Below are 17125 nucleotides of genomic sequence, written 5' to 3' on the forward strand. Positions count from 1 at the left end.
TCAAGCGCTTGGTGCTCCTCGCCGTCGGCGCCGTGGCCGTGGCCGCCATTCTTGTGCTCGCCGCGCGGGGAGTGACCACGCTGCCGGGCGTGCCGGAGTTCCTCGAGAAGTACCCCGGTGCGTATGACCTGCCCGAGGCGGCCGAGCCTGGCTTCCCCTGGTGGGCGCAGTGGGCGCACTTCCTGAACTTCTTCCTGATGGCGCTCATCATCCGTTCCGGGTACCAGGTGCGCACCCAGCAGAAGCCGCCGGCGTTCTGGACGCCCAAGAGCGGTGGCAAGAAGATCAGCATCAACCTGTGGCTGCATCAGTCGCTCGACATTTTGTGGCTGGCCAACGGCCTCATCTTTGTGGTGCTGCTGTTTGCCTCGGGCCACTGGATGCGGATCGTGCCGACCAGCTGGGAGGTGTTCCCGAACGCGCTCTCCGCGCTCCTGCAGTACATGACACTCGACTGGCCCGTGGAGAACGGCTGGGTGAACTACAACAGCCTGCAGCAGCTCATGTACTTCCTCGTGGTGTTCATCGCGGCCCCGCTCGCGGCGATCACGGGCGTGCGCATGAGCGAGTTCTGGCCGAAGAACGCGAAAACGCTGAACAGGATCTACCCGGTGGAGGCTGCGCGCGCGATTCACTTTCCGACGATGCTGTTTTTCGTGCTGTTCATTCTCATTCACGTGTTCCTGGTCTTCGCGACCGGTGCGCTGCGCAACCTGAACCACATGTTCGGCGGTACCGACGCGGTGAACTGGGTCGGCTTCTGGCTCTTCGCGGCCGCCATCGCCATCACGGCGGCCGGGTGGTACGCCGCCCGGCCGCTCGTGCTGGCACCGATCGCGAAGCTGTTCGGTCAGGTGAGCAGCCGCTAGGCATCACCGTCTGCGCGGTCGGCGAAGGACGCCCCGAGGGGCCGGCGCGTGCAATGGTCGATGTGATGGAAATGCGTCTTCCGCGCACAGGCACAATGCCGCACACTGTGTTTCACACGGTGCCGTCCGCGCACCGGGGAAGGCAGCGCCGTCATGAACGCCTCGATCACCTTGGTCGCCGTAACCGGACCGCAGAAGGCCACGCCGGCACGCGTCCCTGTCCGGCCCCTCGGACCCGACGATCTTCCCGAACTCGCCAGTCTGTGGCGGCAGGTCTACGCCAGTGGCGCCGGACTACAGCGGGGTGGCGATTCCGGCTGGATCGGAACCTCCATGGCTGAGGGCGGCGGCCGCACCGCCGCGGCCGACGCAGCATCCCTCGTGACTTCCGGACCTGACGGTCAGATCACGGCCGCGATCATCGTCACCGAACTCGACGGTGAAGCAGTCATCGATGAACTTTTTACACACCCGGACCACCGCCGCCAAGGCCTTGCCGAAGAGCTCCTCCTACACTGCATGGGGGTTCTGCACACCTCGGGCCGCACCACGGTGAAGGTCACCGTTGACGCCAACAACTCAGCGGCAATGGCACTTTACCTGTCCAGGGACTTCCGCCGCGTCGCGGACGATATGACCGACGCCGACTACGACTGACTCGCAGGAGAGCGCCGTCCCCTCCGCCGGAGGGGACGGCGTCGACACGATTCGCGGAGTGTTTGGTAAGTTCCGACGCTACTATTGGGCAATTGCGTTCAACGTCTGGCCCCTCCGGCACTGCGTCCCGGGTCAGGTGCTGGGCTCGGGTTCGACCAGCATCAGGATCGTGTCCGGGCGCACGCCGTCGAACTTCATGGCCTCTGCGGCGGCCTCGGACTCCATCATTTGCTGGAACGTGGCCAGGTCCGGGACCTCGACGATCAGGCCGACGCGGTTGGTTTTCCCCGGGTCGACAAAGGTTCGAACAGTCATGCCAAGCGGTCCGAAGAGTTCCTGGCGCCGCGGCGAACTGAGCCAGTGGTCGACGTCGTCGACCTCATGGAAGATCACTAGGGTTGCCATCTTTTCCTCGCTTTCGAAAGCGGGATCAGGAGCCGGATTGGAAAGGCAATCGCATGAGGAACTCCTCATCCAAGCAGAAAGTACCACGGCCACCTCATCTTCGATAGGCGGCCGGAAAAGGCGCCCCGGATCCCTCCTTGCGGCCTTTGAGTATTCAGCGTTGGTAGCTGACTCACTGGCTCCGAGCGCGGCAGAGGCTGGCCGCTGGATACGGCCGGCCTCTGCACTTTCGGGGCGGGTGTGGCTACTTACCGTCCCCGTCGGGATCGCTTCCGGTCGAGGCGCTGCCGATCACGTTGTGCTGGGCAGCGGGCACGGCCGAATCGTTTCCCCTGACGGATTTCCAGACCGATTCGTTGAATTCCCGCTCGTTGATCTGGTCTTCCTTGGTGGTGTCCTGTTCGGCGGACTGCCGGGCCATCGGAGCAGTCGCACCATTGATGGCTTTCATGTCATAGCCGGGCCTGATCGCCGTGTAGGCGGCGTTGTTGGGTTTGGCCGTGAATGAAGCGCTCATCGGTGTCGCGTACGCGTCGAACTGTGTCAGCGGCTGGATGCCGGCAATCAGGCCGATGGTGCGCACCATGGACGCGGTGCTGTAGAACGTCGAGTCCACTTTGCCGGTCTGCGTGTAGGGGCTGATGACCAGGCCGAGGGTGCGGTGCGCGTCGACGTGGTCAGCGCCGTTCTGGGCATCATCTTCGGTGACAAAGATGGCGGTGTCCTTCCAGGCCGGCGAGTGCGAGACGGTGTCCACAAGCTTCCCGAGGGCGTAGTCATTGTCTGCGACATAGGCCTGGGGCGTCGGGGCGCCCGGCTTGGTGGCTTGAGTGTGGTCGTTGGGCAGGCGGAGAAACTGGACCGCGGGAACCTTGCCGGCCGCAACGTTCTTCTGGAAGTCCTTGGCCCACTCGTCGACACGGGGGGCCCCGCAGTTGCTCGCCTGTGGGGTGAAGGTGTCAGGAGCGTCGGGGCAGTTCAGGTCCCACCCAAGGAAGTTGTGGTCGGTCTGGGCGTCAAGGACCGGGTCCGCAGCCATGGATCCTGCCGCGGTGTTGGTCGTGAAGAAGCCGTAGTTGCGGTAACTGACTCCTGCCTTGGCCAGACGCTGCCAGACGTAGCTGTTGTCCGGTTTCTGCGCGGCATTTTCCGGATCGTTGCTTTCGCTGGGGTACGGTGCCTTGCGGCCGGAGTAGTTCGCGGGCCACATCTGCTCGGCGTACGGGTTCGAGTTGACCTGCGTGACCCAGTTCCAGCCGTTTGCGCTCACTTCGGCGTCGGCGTAGAAGTTGTCGATCGTGGTGAAGCGGCGGGCCAGTTCCCGAGTGTTCGGAGCGGTATCGTCACCGAAGAGGTTCAGCGACGGGTCGCCGTTGCCTTTGCCGAGGCTGCCCAGTACCTGGTCGTAGGTGCGGTTTTCCTTGACCACGTAGATCACGTGCTTGATCGGGGTCGCTCCCCCGGGCTGCCGCGGCAGGACCGCACCCTGGGCGTTCTCGGGCCGATTGTTGTTCTTGACTTCCTCGGTGGCCTTCTGCAGCTGACCGCCCGTGACGGCGTCGAAGCTGCTCAGCGTGCCCTTGATCATGGAACCGGAATACTGGTCCTCGGCGGTCTTTGCGGTGGATTCCGGGTCCGGGTGGCCCGGTCCATCGTTCGGGCCCGCCCCCAAGCCCTTGGCGTTGGTCACATTCAGCTTGCCGTTCGAGTACGTGACAGACGAGGGATACCAGGCGGTGGGGATCAGGCCCTTGACGGCGCCGGTCGCCGTGTCGATAACCGCGACGTCGTTGTTGCCGGAGTTGGCGACAAACAGCCGGTTCCCCTTCTCGTCCAGGGCCACGCCGGCGGGATTCGAGCCTACCGGCGCGCCCCGATAGGGGGCGACGCTGATCGTCTTCGTGCTTCCCGTGCGGACGTTGACGGCTGAGACCGTGTCAGCATCCCCGTTGGCCACGTACAACGTGCTGCTGTCGCCGGAGAGAACGGACTTGTTCGGGTGCAGTCCGACCGGAAGGGTTTTGATCACCGTAGGTGCCGTTCCGGCTACATCGACGACGGAGACGTCGGAAGCGCCCTGGTTGGTGACATAGGCGGTCCTCCCGTCCGTGGAGAGCGTGACCGAGAGCGGGCGGTGGCCTGCCGGGGTGGTGGTGACGGCCCCGGTGGCGGTGTCGATGACGGACACCGCATCGCCGAGCTGGTCGGCGACCACGAGCTTGCGTCCGTCGGGCGTGATTGCCAGCCCTGCGGGGTAGAGGTTGAGCGCTTTCCCCTCCGGCGTCTTGGTCGGAAGCTGGAAGGACTTGCCCTCGGTGAGTTTTCCGCCCTCCAGAGAATAGGTGCGGATCTTGGCATTGGCTGCCGCGCTGGCGTACGCCTTGGTGCCGTCGGGGCTCCAGGCCAGACCCATGTAGAGGGACTCGGGGGACTTATAGGCGATGGTTTGGCCCACCTCGTGATCAGCCGGATCAACCAGCTGCAGCGACTGCGTTCCTTGGCCATTATTGGTGACGAGCAGGCGCTTGCCGTCCGGAGACAGCGCGGAGTTCAGTGGCAGGTCCCCCAACGTGGTCTGTTCCCCGGCAGGGGTCACTCTCTGGCCGATCGGAGTGATGGCGGTGCCGTCCGCTTTCGGGCCGGCCACGATCCCGACGGCGGCAGCGGCCCCGCCGCCAACGAGGGCAAGAGCCGCGGTCGCAACCACGGCTCGGCGCACAGTTACTTTATCTTTGGTTTTCACGCCCCTGACGCTAAACCCGCTCCGTGAACCTGGATGCTAAGTAAGGTGACTAAAGGGTGAATGGGTAACGCCGCCGACAGGGCAGACCGGGCGTCAGGTTCCGGCCGCGAATTTAGCGCTCTGCTGGTCCGTTCACGCGGTGAAGTCGCCTTCCACCTTGGCGTGCTACTTGTTCTTGCCTCTGAGGATCAACATGAGATTGCGGCCTACCTGGACTTCTTCGGGAGTTCCGGAAGCCTCCAGATCGATGGCGTAGTAGTGGATGTCAGCGAGCTTGTCGCCAGTTCCCTGGCGTAGCGCCACCTGTGCGCTGCGCACGAATCTGCGACCCAATGTCGCCTCCATCTTCGAAGAAGTGCCAGCCATAGCGGCACCTCTCCGAATAAGCGGCGGCTGCACCCCCGCCAGCCGCTACGCGGTTCTCAAATGAGGCAATGTAAACGGCTGGGCGGAGGTTGCCCACGAGGCAACGCGGCCGCCTCGCGAAGACGGTTGCTCCCGAGTACCCTGTTGCCGAGGCCATCACCGGGAACGGGGTCTCGGCCTGTTCCGTGCTGGGCGGAACGATGACGGTTCCCGGGGGGATCATCGCGTGAAGTCACCTGCACTAAGCCTGCTCAAGAAGCTGCAGGCCGCGACTGCCGTACTTGGTGTCCTCGCCTTCGGCCTGGTGTCGGCACCGGCCTCGTCCGCCGCCGGCCCGGCCGTGACCGGGGGCACGCTCCACGACGTCTGTTCCGCCAGCCACCCGCGACAGATGGCCTGCACCGCGATCCTGAACCGGAACATCCGTGCCCAGAAATTGACCACGGAATCGCTGCCCTTCGGTTACGGCCCGGCCGATCTTCGCGCCGCCTACAACGTGCCGGCTCTGTCCATGACCGCGCCGCGCACGGTGGCTGTCGTCGTCGCGTACGACGCCCCGACGCTTGAAGCTGACCTGGGCACCTACCGGGCCAAATTCGGACTGCCTGCATGCACGACTGCAAACGGCTGCTTCAAGAAGGTCAACCAGACCGGTGCGGCATCCCAGCTGCCGGCGGTCAACGCCGGATGGGCCCAGGAAGCGTCCCTGGACGTCGACATGGTGTCGGCGGCCTGCCCGGGCTGCCACATCCTGGTGGTCGAAGCGAACTCCGACTACTCCGATGACCTTGGTCCGTCCGTGAACACCGCTGTCACTTTGGGAGCCGTGGCTGTCAACAACAGCTACGGCGGTGACGAAGTGTCCGGACTGGATAGTTTCGACTCCTACTACACCCACCCCGGAGTGACCATCACCGTCGCCGCCGGCGACAGCGGCTACCGCGTGCAGTACCCGGCGTCTGTGCCTGCGGTCACTGCCGTCGGCGGAACGAGCCTCACCTACACTGGCCCGGGCACCGGCACAGGTGCGGGCCGCGCCTGGACCGAGTCAGCGTGGGGCGCCCCCGGCAGCACGTCCGGAACCGGCAGCGGCTGTTCCGCGTACGCCGCGAAACCGGCCTGGCAGACCGACACTGGTTGCACGAACCGGGCTGTGGCCGACGTGTCCACGGTCGCCGACCCGCAAACGGGCCTGGCCGTGTATGACAGCACGCCAGACAGCGGCGGCTACAAGGGCTGGCTCGTGATGGGCGGCACGAGCGCGGCCGCCCCGTTCATAGCCGGCCTCTCCGCCCTCGCCGGTAAAGCGACCGCAGGGACAGACCCTGCCAGCTACGCCTACGCCGTGCCGTCGGCGCTCAATGACGTGACCAGCGGCTCCACCGGCGGCTGCGCACCTGTATACCTGTGCTCCGGTGCAGGCGGCTACGACGGGCCGACCGGGCTTGGAACCCCGAACGGCCTCGGCGCACTCACCGACCTAAACACCGCGTTTGCAGTCATGCAGAACGCGCCGGCGAACGCCTCGATAGGGACACCTTCCGGACCGGTGACGTGCGCGGCCGACGGCGGCTGCTCACGGCTGTATTCCGACGGCGCAGGGTACTGGTCCCCGGCAACCGGAGCCCACGCGGTGCGAACCTTCATCCGTACCCGGTGGAACCAGCTCGGAGGCACGGGCGGCCGCGCCGGTTACCCGCTGGCCGAACAGGTTGACGGCCTCGTCAACGGCGGCAGCTCCCAGCAGTTCCAGGGGGCCACCATCTACTGGTCACCTGCCACGGACGCGCACCTCTCCACCCCCGGCGCCATCCGCGACCTGTGGATCAGCACCCGCTCGGAGAGGGGCCGCCTCGGTTACCCCACCTCCGATGAGATCAGCGGCCTCCGCAACGGCGGCGTCTACCAGACGTACCAGGGCGGGACCGCCTACTGGTCACCTTCCACCGGGGCGCACATCTCCACCGGAGGTATCCGCAGCGTGTGGCTGAAGTTCGGCGCCCAGAACGGCGCGATGGGCTACCCGACCTCCGAAGAAATCACCGGCCTCGTCAACGGCGGCGTCTACCAGAGCTATCAGGGCGGCGCGATCTACTGGTCCCCCACGACCGGCGCCCACATCTCCACTGGCGGCATCCGCGCAGCGTGGGGACGGTTCGGCTACGAACACGGCAAAATGGGCTACCCGACCTCCGATGAGAATTACAACCTCCGGGACGGCGGCGTCTACCAGACGTACCAGGGCGGGGCCATCTACTGGTCCCCGGCCACCGGCGCCCACATCTCCACCGGCGGCATCCGTACAGCCTGGCGCCGGTTCGGCTACGAGAACGGGCGCCTGGGCTACCCGACGTCGGACGAATATGCGATCAGCGGCGGCGTCCGGCAGACATACCAGGGCGGGTACATCGACTACAGCTACAGGTCCGGCGTCCAGGTCCACCTCCGATAGAGACATGGGATCCGGCCGGCAGCAAGGGAGCTCACCGCCTCCCATCACCCCGACGAACCACGCCCCCTGCGGATCTCGGCCGCCAGCGGCGGCGGAAGGACCACGATCAGGAACGTCGCGATCGGCCCGAAGAACATCGAAATCAGAAATCAGGCGATCCTGCTCCGGCTTTTCTGCTCGGCCAGTCCGGCATTAATCAGTGCAATGGCGAACCATATGCCGCCCCCGTTGACATAGTGCCACAGCGGAATCTTCATGGGATCGCCAAGCATTTGGCATGGTTTTGGCAGCGCCCCGATCCGCGGTGGGGTTTGCCGGGTGAGGCGTTGTTGACCCGGGCGGGCTAGTGTTTGGTCCAATGTGGACGGGATCGGTCGATGATGCTGGACGTTGCAGCGGCTGCTGTGAGGGTTGTCGCTAGCAGGAGCGGTGCCCAGACCGTTTGTGCGATGGTTGCGCCCGCGACAGCTGTCCCGGCTGATCCCGCTGCGATTTTGAGAGCGCCTACCCAGATGAAGATTTGGCCGCGAGCCTCGATGGGTGCGTATTCGCTGCGCGCGGCGAGCGTTGCCGCGAAGAAGAGTGCGTTGGCAATCCCTGCCAGGCTGAAGGCAATAAGGGAGGTGGGAAGTGTCGGGGCGAGCATCACCAGAATCAGTGTCGCCGCGACGAGTACGCCGAGGGAGCTCATGAGAAGGTCTGCGTCGCGGCGAAGCGGCCGAAGCATGAGCCCTGCTGATCCGAGGAGATTCCCTATCCCGTAAGCCGCGACCAGTGTTCCGGCGGCTGCGGCGCCGCCGAACGCAGGAGCTGTGGCGACGGCGTAGATCGGCAAAGCGGCGACAGAGAATGCGACGGCCACGGTCAGCCCGAGCGTGCGGCGAAGCGGACCACTTTTCCATATGAGGCGCAGTGTTCGTCCGGGCGAGGGCACATCAACGGCCGTGTCGAGTGGCTCTTGCCTGGGCAGTGCGAGGACGGCTCCGGCACCAATGACGGCGGCGCCGGCCAGAACCAGTGTTGCGGTGAGCGCGTCGGATGCTGCCGCGATCCATGCCACTGCTGCGGGGCCGAGGGTGCCGCTCAGCCCGTAGCTTGCGACGTCCCAGCCTTGGGCTCTGCGTTGGCTGCGCTGCCCGGGGCCCGCGATAGAGGGCAGGCGGCTGCTGATCCCGCCGGTGAGCATCGGCCCGAAGATTCCCGAGGCAAAGAGCAGCATGGCGGGCCAGATCGCCCAAGCGACGGGCAGGAGCAGTGCAGCAGCACCGAGCAGCACGCCGTGGAGGAGTGCGGAGCAGGCGATGATCCTTCGTCCGTCACGGGCTGTATCGAGGCGTCGTGCGATGAACGGTCCAAGCAGGTGAGGTGCGGTGATTGATGCTCCCAGGAGCCCGGCCAGCCAGCCCGGCATCCCGCTGGCGTGGGCGAGCAGCACGATAGCGACCACCGCGCCGCCGTCGGCGCTGCGGACGAGGGTCGCGGCGAAGACATAGCGGGCCAGCGCCCCGGCCCGGCGCTCCGTCCGTTGTGGAACGCCGAGGTCGGCGCTACGGGTTGAGCCCGAGCTCATCGACAATCCTGCCAACGTGGGAACGCTGCTTCTCGGTCAATCCTTGGATGGGAAGAGGCAGGCATGATCTTGATGCCAGTCCCAGCTGTTCTGCTAATGCCGCAACAACACGGATACTTCCGCCAAACTCGGCAAACAACTGCCACAACGGGGCAAGCCGTTCGGACTCGGCGAACGCCTCGGAGGTCCGCCCTTCCAGGGCGGCCCGGGTGATCCGCATCGCGAGGGCGGGTAAAGTCCCGCCGATGACGGAGTACCAGGCATCGCATCCGGCGGCCAGTCCGGCGGTCGCCTTGGCGTCGCCGGAAACACCGATGGTGACATGAGCCGGGATCACCTCCCGGATTTCCTGGATCCGGGCTTGTGCCTGATCAGGATCGGCCGGAACGCCGGGGATTTTGATGGAAGCGACACCGGGCAGTTCCGCGATGCGTCCGTAGAGTTCGGTCGTGAAGGTGAAGTGGGTGGTGCCCGGGTTGTCATAGACGATGACGGGTAGCGAGGAGTTCGCTGTGACCGTCCGGAAGAGTTCGAATACGTCATCTTCGGTGAGGGCCTGGTAGGTCATCGGCGCCAGCAGGAGCGCGGAAGCTCCGGCCCGTTCGGCGTTCTCGGCGTTCGCGAGGACCCGTGACGTCCGGAGCGCCCCAATGCCGATAAATACCGGAGTTTCGCCGGCGTGCTCTACGGCAAGGTGCGCAACACGGCTATGTTCATCACTGCTCAGGTAGGCGTAGGAACCAGTGGAGCCGAGCGCCGTAATGGAGTCGACCTTGGCCTCGCTGAGCCTTTGAACCAGGCGGATAAACGAAGCCTCGTCTACCGCATCGTGTGCCAGCGGGGTGAGGGGAAAAGCGCTCAAGCCAGTGAACATGGTTCTAACTCCCTTATTAGATTTCGGATGGAAGCAGTGTGTAAGCCTGGCGCCACGCAGGCACTTGCGGCAGATCCTCCACAGGACAAGCGCTCAGTGCTTCGCGGGTTGAGGCCTCCGCCGCCCGGAGCAGCGCGTCACTGGCCTGATCGCTTGGCCCCGGGACAAGCCCGTCGACGGCCAGAAGGACGGCGCGGTAGTCCGGCCGCAGTGAGAACACTGCGGCATCGGCCCCGGCCCCGTTCAGAAACACCTGAAGCGTTTCCAGATTACTCATCGTTCGCCTCCGGCCGGTGTCCTGATCCCACGCCCGGTTCAAAGACCGCGAGGGAGAAACGGGCCGGTTCCGTGCCCTCGGAGCTATACGAGTGCGCCACGTCGCCGGGGAAAGACACGGCGTCGCCGGCCTCGAGGATGAACGCCTCACCGGCAACCACAACGGAGATGGATCCTTCCTGGACCTGTAGCAGCTCTTTGGTCCCAGGTGAATGCGCTTCGCTCCCGTGAGTGTCCCCGGGGACCATCGTCCAGTCCCAGAGTTCAACCACGTTGGGCGTCCCTGTCCCGGCCACGAGCACGCCGCGGCCACCGGCATCCGAACTCCACAGGGCGGCGCCTTCACCGCGGCGGGTGACCGTCACTGGCTTGGGGCGCGGGAGTTCAACCAACGCGGGCAGTCCGATCCCTAGAGCGTCACTGATTCTCAAGAGCGTCCCCACACTGGGATTCGTGGCGCCCTGCTCGACGTTGACCAGCATGCGGCGGCTCACACCCGTGGCCTCCGCTAATTGATCAAGCGTCCACCCCCGCGCCTGCCGCTCCCGCCGTACCCGACCACCAATTGCTACCGCGAGGGCAGATGTACCCCTATCCATAAGTGCATCATACTGCACTTTGAGTGCACTGCACTTGGCGAGGGTCGAACTGAGGAGGATTATCGGCGCCCGAGTGCTAGCCGTCGAGCGACGCGCTGCCTTCTGGTTAGTTGGCTCCGGCAAGCCGGCGCAGAATATCGGCAACTGGTTCCTCCGCGGCGTCGCGGTAGCCTGTGCCGGCCCAGATATTGATGCTCTCTGGATCGTTGGCGGCTGCAGCGGCTTTGCGGATGGGGCTGGTCAAGTGGTGGACGGCGGGGTAGCCACTTGGGGCGACACCGTGGAACCGATCCACGAAGGCATTGCGCAAGGCCCTCGCGGGACGGCCGGAGAACGCCGTGGTCACAACGGTTTCGGTGCGATGGGTGTCAGCCAGCGCTGCCTTGTAGGGTTTAGAGGCGCCACTTTCGGGGCTGCGCAGCAGCACGCTTCCGACGACGGCAGCCTCGGCGCGGTGGGCAAGCGCGTCCCGGACACCGGCTGGCGTTGAGATGCCACCTGCTGCCCATATCGGCACGTGGACCCGTGATCGGACTCGGTCGAGCAAGTCTGCCAGGGGTATCTGCTCGACAGGGGTGCCCGGGGCCAGGGTGCCGGAGTGCCCACCGGCCTTGTACGACTGGACCACCAGTCCATCGACACCCATCGCCGAAGCTTGTTCCCCCTCGTCGGGGTTGGTCACTGTTTGGAACACCAGTGAGCCTGCCTTCTGCAGCCTGCGGACGGTTTTGGCTGGGGGGAGCCCGAAGGTGAAGCTGACAACGGGTACGGGATCGTTGACTAGCATGTCTACCTTGGCCTCCCACTCGTCGTCGTCTTCCAGGGCATCCACTTCGTCCAGGGACAGGTTGTAGGTGGCCGCCAGTTCGCGGAGCGCTTCGGTGTATTCAACGAAGGCGTCCTTGTCGATCGGCACCGGGTTGGGCGCGAAGAGGTTCACCCCGAAGAGGTTGAGCCCGAAAGCGGCTACCCCGGCCCGTACCTCGGCTATCTGCGCGGCGAGCTGTTCGGGAGTCTTGTATCCGCCCGCGAGCAGACCCAACCCTCCTGCCTGGGCGGCTGCCAGGACAAGAGCCGGGGTGCTGGGGCCTCCTGCCATCGGCGCGGCAACCAGCGGAATAGTAGCCCCGAGGCCTGCCAGAAGGCCTGACGCTTTTAGGGTATCCGTGCTGGTGGCGGGTGAGTCTTCAGCGGATTGGTTGTTGTCGGTCATGTGCGCCTTGCCCTTTGCCTTGGCTATTTACGCTGATGGAAATTCCGGATGGGTGCCGTGGGCCCTAGTACATCGTGCCCGGCGTAGCAATGACATTGATGCTAGGCAACGGCGGGGGTTTACAAAAATGCTCCTTGAGCATCAACTATGCGTGCCGCACATAGCTGACTCATGTATGTGGCAGGGGGCTGGTTTTCCTGACACGAAGAAGGACGGCCGTTACCGCGGCGCAGGTGACGATGACCGCGCCGAGGAGCAAGGCGGCGGAGTGCCCGCTGGTGAGCAGGGGCGCGGCAAGGAGGGGTCCTGCGACCTGGCCGATGCTGAACATGATCGTGAGGATCGATACGGCGTGAGGTACTCCACTGGTGGCCCCGATGGTCATCGACAGCGTGGTGATCCCCTGGAACGTGGCCCCGAAGCAGGCGCCGGCGACCAGGGCCGGGAGGGCGCCGGGAAGCACGGCGGGTAAGGCCATGCCTACTGCCTGCAGTGCCATTGCCGAAGCAAGCAGTGTGGGGGCTGAGATCCGGTGGGACAGCGCCGCATACAGTGCCGAGGACGGGACGGCCGCGATTCCGACCAGGATCCAGGTGCCGTTCCCCACCCAGCCAGGTGAACTGGCCGCAACTGCAGTGACGAGGAACGTGCCGGCGATGATGTAGCCGACACCTTCCAGGAAGTAGCTGACCACCAGCGGAGTGAAGCCCGGGACGATACGGTCCCGCAACCGCACGCCGGTTTGCTTCCCGGGCCGGGTCGCCGGCGAGCTTTTGATGGCGGGATGAAGGGGCAGGAACCATGCCGGCACGGCCAGCGCCAGGGATGCCAGTGCCACGACCCACCATGCGTGCCGCCAGCTGCCACCGGGACCGAGGGCAAGGATCAGGATTCCGGACAGGGCGATGCCGGCCCCAATTCCCCCGTATACCCACCCGATGACGTGCCGGGCCGCCGAGCGGCAGTGATACGCGGCGCTACTGGCAATCATCACGAACAGCAGGGCGCTGGCAGCGCCCGCGAGGAACCGCAGGCCCAGCCAGGTGGGCTCGTTCGTGGTGAGACCCATCCCGAGCAGGGAAGCCACTATAAGCACCAGGCTGCAGCGGTAGAGGATCCGGGACGAAACCAGCCGGGGAAAAATCAGGGTCAGGACGGGACCAGCCAAGTAGCCGAGGTAGTTTGCGGTCGCCAGATGCGCCCCGGCAGCGGCGGAGAGGCCGGCCTGGCCCGTCATGAGGGGCAGGGTCGGAGTGAACGCGAACCGTCCGAGTCCCATTGCCACTGCGAAGCCGGCAGCAGCCATCCCTCCGATCCGGCGCACACCAACAGCACTCACTTCCTCGCACACTTCCTTCCCTTTGCCCGGCAGGGGCGCCCGTCTGTGGCGCCTGCTTCAGCCACCGTAGGTGCTGCTGTCGGTGCGGAAAAATGCCGGACAGAGAGTGTCTATGCTTGGGAAGCATGGATGTTGAAGTGCGGCACCTCAGGGCCTTCGTGGCTGTGGCAGAGGAAGAGTCCTTTACATACGCGGCGCTGAGACTGCGGATTACCCAGCCGGCCCTGTCACGGACAGTGAAGCAACTCGAGTCCATCCTGAGGGTCCAGCTGATCCGCCGAACATCAAAGAGCTTCGAGCTCACCGAAGCTGGATCCCTGTTCCTTGACCACGCGAGATCAACGCTGGGCAGCCTCGACCGGGGCGTCGCCGCGGCGCGGGGGAATACCACCATCACCCTTGGCTTCAGCTGGCTGCTGCCCACCCCGTGGGCACAGGACATGGCCCGCTATCTGCAGGAGAACTCCGGCATCGAGGTCTCCTTCACCCGGGTCGACGCACCGGCGCAGCCCCTCGTCCGCGGCGACGTCGACGCCGCCGTGCTGAGATCCCCGGTGCCGCAGGAACTCCTGCACAAGCCCCGCACAATCGAGCTCTTTGAAGAACCCCGTGTCCTGGTGTGCTCGCACCGGTCGGCTTTGGCCGCTGGCACTCCCATACGGTGGGAGGACGTGCCGCAACGACCCTTGGTGATCAACATCCTCAACGGGACGACGACGCCTGACCTCTGGCCCGGCACCACCCCCGAGGTCGTAGAGACGCAGAGCTACGACGAATGGCTCGAAACCGTAGCCGCAGATCGGGGTGTTGGAGTGGTTCCGGACATCGCACGCACCCGAGGGACTCACCCAGGCATCGTCTTCGTCCCTCTAATCGGGGCACCACCAATCAAGGTTTGGCTCAGTGTCGCGGACCACGTACCTGGCAACCTCGCGCGATCCATCCTCGACGCCTCACGCCTCACCCTCATCCCGTAGCCCGGCGAGCTTGGCCAGAGCCCCGAGGCGGTCTCGCAGAACACCGACGCGGGGCACTACCGGGGCTCTCAACGGGGACCAAAACCGACTGATGGTTCGGAGGATGTGGAGCCGACGGCCTAGGTGACGAGGTTGTCTGCGGCGCCGTCCATATGCTCGCGGATCGTTTTGCGGGCCAGGGTGGCGTCGCCGGTTTCGATGGCCGCGACGATCTCGCGGTGCCGGTCTACGCCCATGTTCCTGACCCCTTTCTCCTGCCCAGCGAACATGATGGACATCCGGATGGATCCCTCCAGTGATTCCCAGGAGTGGAGCAGTGTTTCATTCCCGGTCAGCCGGCACAGGGTGCGGTGGAATTCCATGTCGGATTCGATCCGCTCTTCCAAGGACGCGTTCTGCGCCGCTTCCATGACGTCAATGGTCTGATGCAGGGACGCGATGGCAGCTTCGCGGTCCGGGAGCTCGCACAGGGTGCGTGCGGCCAATGATTCGAGGGCCGCCCGCACAGCGAAAATGTCGCGGATCTCTTTTTCGTCCAGGTGCCGGACGGAGAGCCGACCGCGCGGCCCCGCAGACAGCAGACCTTCCTGTTCCAACTGGCGGAGAGCCTCACGCAGCGTTCCCCGGCTGATCTGCAGCATTTCGGAAAGCTCAGTTTCCACCAAATGCCGGCCGGGCTCCAGTTCTCCACTGGTGATGGCGGTGCGCAGTGCTGAAACCGCCTGCTCGCGCAGGTTCTGCTTCTGCAATCCCAGCAGCGGGACTGTTGTTCCGGCCATGGCCCGTCCTCAGTGTTATAGGTCGACTGTTTACAGTTGGTAGTCGTCTGATGATACGGCAGAAAGCACGGCTCCGGCGGGGACCGGTGCCGTGCTTTCTGAATTATTGCCGGCCACCGCAGGCGGTCAGCTGAGTTCGGCCAGGACCTTTGCCACGATGCGGTCAACGGCCAGGCCATATCGGTCATGCAGGGTGGGCAGGGCGCCGGCGTCGAGGAACTGATCCGGCAGCGCCACGGGAACCACGCGCTTGCCCACTCCGGCGGTGACGACGGCGGAGGCCACCGTTTCGAACAGGCCGCCGATCACAGAGTGGTTTTCCAGCGTGACGGCGAGGCGGTCGGTGTTGATCTCGGCGAGGACCGTCGCGGCGTCGAACGGCTTGATGGTGGGGGCATGGACGACGGCGACGTCCACGTTGTGCGCGGCCAGCGCCTCGGCCGCCTGAAGCGCACGCATGGTCATAAGTCCGCTGGAGATGAAGACGACGTCATTGCCCCCGCGCAGGACTTTCGCCTTGCCGAGTTCGAACGTGTAGTCGTACTCGTCCAGGACGGTAGGGACGTTGCCGCGCAGCAGGCGCAGGTAGGTGGGCCCTTCGATGGCCGCCAGCTGGGGGACGGCTTGTTCGATGTCGAGGGAGTCGCACGGGTCCACGATGGTCAGGTTGGGCATGCCGCGGAAGATCGCCATGTCCTCAGTGGCCTGGTGGCTGGGGCCGTAGCCGGTGGTCAGTCCGGGAAGGCCGCCGACGATGTTGACGTTGAGGTTCGGTTCGGCGGCGTCCAGGCACAGGAAGTCGTACGCGCGCCGCGCGGCGAACACGGAGTACGTGGACGCGAACGGGACCAGGCCCGTCTCGGCCAGGCCGGCCGCGGCGCCGAAGAGCAACTGCTCGGCCATGCCCATCTGGAAGAACCTCTCGGGGAAGGCCTGGGCGAAGATGTGCATGTCCGTGTACTTGCCCAGGTCCGCGGTCAGTCCCACGATCTTGTGGTTCTCCTGCGCGGCCTTGACCAGGGCGTGCCCGAACGGCGCGGATGCGGTCTTCTGGCCCGGGTCCGCGAAGGAAGCGATCATCGCCGAGGTCTTCAGCTTCGGCTTGGCGGCTGTGGTGGTGTCGGGGGCCTCGGTTGTGGTGCTCATGCTGAAGCCTTTCCTTCGTAGCCGGCGGTGAGTTGTTCGCGGCAGGTCTGCCATTCGTGTTCTTCGATGCGCATGAAGTGCGCCTTTTCGCGGTCCTCGAGCAGCGGAACGCCGCGGCCCACCTTCGTGTCGCACAGGATCACGGAGGGTCGTCCGAGGGCGGCGGCCTGGGCGGCGGCGTTGTCGAACGCGGCCAGCAGGGCGCCGACGTCGTTCCCGTCCACGCGCTGTGTGTACCAGCCGAACGCCTCCCACTTTTCGGTGACGGGCTCCGTGCGGAGCACGGTGTCGGTCTTGCCGTCGGCCTGCAGGGCGTTGATGTCGACCATGGCGGTGAGGTTGCCGAGCTGGTGGTGGTGTGCGCCCATCGCCGCCTCCCACGTGGAACCCTCATCGAGTTCTCCGTCGGAGAGGAAGTTGTAGACTCGGGCGTCCGAATCCTGGTACCGCAGGCCCAGGGCGGCGCCGACGGCGATGGAGAGGCCGTGGCCGAGCGAGCCGCCGGAGATCTCCATGCCGGGCGTGTAGGTGGACATCCCGGACATCGGCAGCCGGGAATTGTCCGAGCCGTAGGTCTCCAGTTCCGTGACGGGGATGATCCCTGCCTCGGCGAGGGCCGCGTAGTGGCCGATCGCGTAGTGCCCGGTGGAGAGCAGGAACCGGTCCCGCCCGTCCCATTCGGGGTCGGCGGCCCGGAACCGGAGCTGGTCCGCATAGACAACTGCCAGCATGTCCGCCGCGCCGAGGGCCTGGCCGACATAGCCCTGGCCCTGGACCTCGCCCATGTTCAGGGCGTGGTGCCGGATCCGGAACGCGGCCCCCTCGACCCGTTCAAGGCGTTCTGCCCCAATGTCGAAGGC

At 65.4% G+C, this 17125-nt stretch carries 15 protein-coding genes; 4 read left to right on the plus strand and 11 right to left on the minus strand.

Going from position 1 to position 17125, the window contains the following annotated elements; genetic code table 11:
* Positions 1 to 11: 11 nt before the first annotated feature.
* Both AB4Y72_RS06170 and AB4Y72_RS06175 read left to right on the plus strand, forming a co-directional pair.
* Entirely contained in the window at positions 12 to 869 is an 858-nt protein-coding gene (locus tag AB4Y72_RS06170; protein WP_441425509.1) for a cytochrome b/b6 domain-containing protein, read from the plus strand.
* A gap of 153 nt (positions 870 to 1022) precedes the next feature.
* Positions 1023 to 1526: a GNAT family N-acetyltransferase gene (locus AB4Y72_RS06175; RefSeq protein WP_441425269.1), complete on the plus strand. Its 504-nt coding sequence runs from the start codon at positions 1023 to 1025 to the stop codon at positions 1524 to 1526.
* Between the two features lie 132 nt (positions 1527 to 1658).
* Here the strand turns inward: AB4Y72_RS06175 and AB4Y72_RS06180 are convergent, their stop codons facing one another.
* The 3 genes from AB4Y72_RS06180 to AB4Y72_RS06190 all read right to left on the minus strand — a co-directional run bounded on the left by AB4Y72_RS06180 (position 1659) and on the right by AB4Y72_RS06190 (position 5007).
* Positions 1659 to 1931 carry a hypothetical protein gene (locus AB4Y72_RS06180; protein WP_441425270.1) on the minus strand — a complete coding sequence of 91 codons (273 nt, stop codon included), beginning with the start codon at positions 1929 to 1931 and terminating at the stop codon, positions 1659 to 1661.
* Positions 1932 to 2175: 244 nt separating this feature from the next.
* Positions 2176 to 4674 (minus strand): alkaline phosphatase family protein, encoded by a 2499-nt coding sequence (locus tag AB4Y72_RS06185; protein WP_441425271.1) that lies wholly within the window; start codon positions 4672 to 4674, stop codon positions 2176 to 2178.
* A gap of 165 nt (positions 4675 to 4839) precedes the next feature.
* Positions 4840 to 5007 carry a hypothetical protein gene (locus AB4Y72_RS06190; RefSeq protein ID WP_441425272.1) on the minus strand — a complete coding sequence of 56 codons (168 nt, stop codon included), beginning with the start codon at positions 5005 to 5007 and terminating at the stop codon, positions 4840 to 4842.
* Between the two features lie 259 nt (positions 5008 to 5266).
* Here AB4Y72_RS06190 and AB4Y72_RS06195 point away from each other — a divergent pair, with 259 nt between their 5' ends.
* Complete coding sequence (locus AB4Y72_RS06195) at positions 5267 to 7492, plus strand: hypothetical protein (RefSeq protein ID WP_441425273.1); 2226 nt, start codon at positions 5267 to 5269, stop codon at positions 7490 to 7492.
* Positions 7493 to 7835: 343 nt separating this feature from the next.
* Here the strand turns inward: AB4Y72_RS06195 and AB4Y72_RS06200 are convergent, their stop codons facing one another.
* The 5 genes from AB4Y72_RS06200 to AB4Y72_RS06220 form a co-directional block, all read right to left on the minus strand.
* Positions 7836 to 9062: an MFS transporter gene (locus tag AB4Y72_RS06200; protein ID WP_441425274.1), complete on the minus strand. Its 1227-nt coding sequence runs from the start codon at positions 9060 to 9062 to the stop codon at positions 7836 to 7838.
* A complete protein-coding gene (locus AB4Y72_RS06205; RefSeq protein ID WP_441425275.1) occupies positions 9040 to 9936 on the minus strand; it encodes a dihydrodipicolinate synthase family protein in 897 nt (298 codons plus the stop codon). The genes AB4Y72_RS06200 and AB4Y72_RS06205 overlap by 23 nt, the downstream gene beginning before the upstream one ends.
* 269 nt (positions 9937 to 10205) lie before the next feature.
* Entirely contained in the window at positions 10206 to 10811 is a 606-nt protein-coding gene (locus AB4Y72_RS06210; RefSeq protein WP_441425276.1) for a helix-turn-helix domain-containing protein, read from the minus strand.
* A 106-nt stretch (positions 10812 to 10917) separates the two neighbouring features.
* Positions 10918 to 12024: an NAD(P)H-dependent flavin oxidoreductase gene (locus tag AB4Y72_RS06215; RefSeq protein WP_441425277.1), complete on the minus strand. Its 1107-nt coding sequence runs from the start codon at positions 12022 to 12024 to the stop codon at positions 10918 to 10920.
* A 169-nt stretch (positions 12025 to 12193) separates the two neighbouring features.
* A complete protein-coding gene (locus AB4Y72_RS06220) occupies positions 12194 to 13363 on the minus strand; it encodes a YbfB/YjiJ family MFS transporter (RefSeq protein ID WP_441425278.1) in 1170 nt (389 codons plus the stop codon).
* A 125-nt stretch (positions 13364 to 13488) separates the two neighbouring features.
* On the opposite strand from AB4Y72_RS06220, the gene AB4Y72_RS06225 reads away from it, so the two are divergent.
* Positions 13489 to 14340 carry a LysR family transcriptional regulator gene (locus AB4Y72_RS06225; RefSeq protein ID WP_441425279.1) on the plus strand — a complete coding sequence of 284 codons (852 nt, stop codon included), beginning with the start codon at positions 13489 to 13491 and terminating at the stop codon, positions 14338 to 14340.
* Between the two features lie 119 nt (positions 14341 to 14459).
* On the opposite strand, the gene AB4Y72_RS06230 is transcribed toward AB4Y72_RS06225, so the two are convergent.
* The 3 genes from AB4Y72_RS06230 to AB4Y72_RS06240 form a co-directional block, all read right to left on the minus strand.
* Positions 14460 to 15119: a GntR family transcriptional regulator gene (locus AB4Y72_RS06230; protein ID WP_441425280.1), complete on the minus strand. Its 660-nt coding sequence runs from the start codon at positions 15117 to 15119 to the stop codon at positions 14460 to 14462.
* A gap of 126 nt (positions 15120 to 15245) precedes the next feature.
* Positions 15246 to 16265 carry a transketolase family protein gene (locus AB4Y72_RS06235; protein WP_441425281.1) on the minus strand — a complete coding sequence of 340 codons (1020 nt, stop codon included), beginning with the start codon at positions 16263 to 16265 and terminating at the stop codon, positions 15246 to 15248.
* On the minus strand, positions 16262 to 17116 hold the full coding sequence (locus tag AB4Y72_RS06240; protein ID WP_441425510.1) for a transketolase: 855 nt from the start codon (positions 17114 to 17116) through the stop codon (positions 16262 to 16264). Before AB4Y72_RS06240 ends, AB4Y72_RS06235 begins: the two co-directional genes overlap by 4 nt.
* Between the last annotated feature and the right edge of the window lie 9 nt (positions 17117 to 17125).

It is taken from the genome of Arthrobacter sp. YAF34 (genome assembly GCF_052113245.1).
Taxonomy (GTDB): Bacteria; Actinomycetota; Actinomycetes; order Actinomycetales; family Micrococcaceae; genus Arthrobacter.

Bases quoted from the DNA above. Each gene is read 5' to 3' on its own strand.
- AB4Y72_RS06175 (WP_441425269.1), top strand. From the start codon at position 1,023: ATGAACGCCTCGATCACCTTGGTCGCCGTAACCGGACCGCAGAAGGCC.
- AB4Y72_RS06180 (WP_441425270.1), bottom strand. From the start codon at position 1,931: ATGGCAACCCTAGTGATCTTCCATGAGGTCGACGACGTCGACCACTGG.
- AB4Y72_RS06200 (WP_441425274.1), bottom strand. From the start codon at position 9,062: ATGAGCTCGGGCTCAACCCGTAGCGCCGACCTCGGCGTTCCACAACGG.
- AB4Y72_RS06205 (WP_441425275.1), bottom strand. From the start codon at position 9,936: ATGTTCACTGGCTTGAGCGCTTTTCCCCTCACCCCGCTGGCACACGAT.
- AB4Y72_RS06210 (WP_441425276.1), bottom strand. From the start codon at position 10,811: ATGGATAGGGGTACATCTGCCCTCGCGGTAGCAATTGGTGGTCGGGTA.
- AB4Y72_RS06215 (WP_441425277.1), bottom strand. From the start codon at position 12,024: ATGACCGACAACAACCAATCCGCTGAAGACTCACCCGCCACCAGCACG.
- AB4Y72_RS06225 (WP_441425279.1), top strand. From the start codon at position 13,489: ATGGATGTTGAAGTGCGGCACCTCAGGGCCTTCGTGGCTGTGGCAGAG.
- AB4Y72_RS06230 (WP_441425280.1), bottom strand. From the start codon at position 15,119: ATGGCCGGAACAACAGTCCCGCTGCTGGGATTGCAGAAGCAGAACCTG.
- AB4Y72_RS06235 (WP_441425281.1), bottom strand. From the start codon at position 16,265: ATGAGCACCACAACCGAGGCCCCCGACACCACCACAGCCGCCAAGCCG.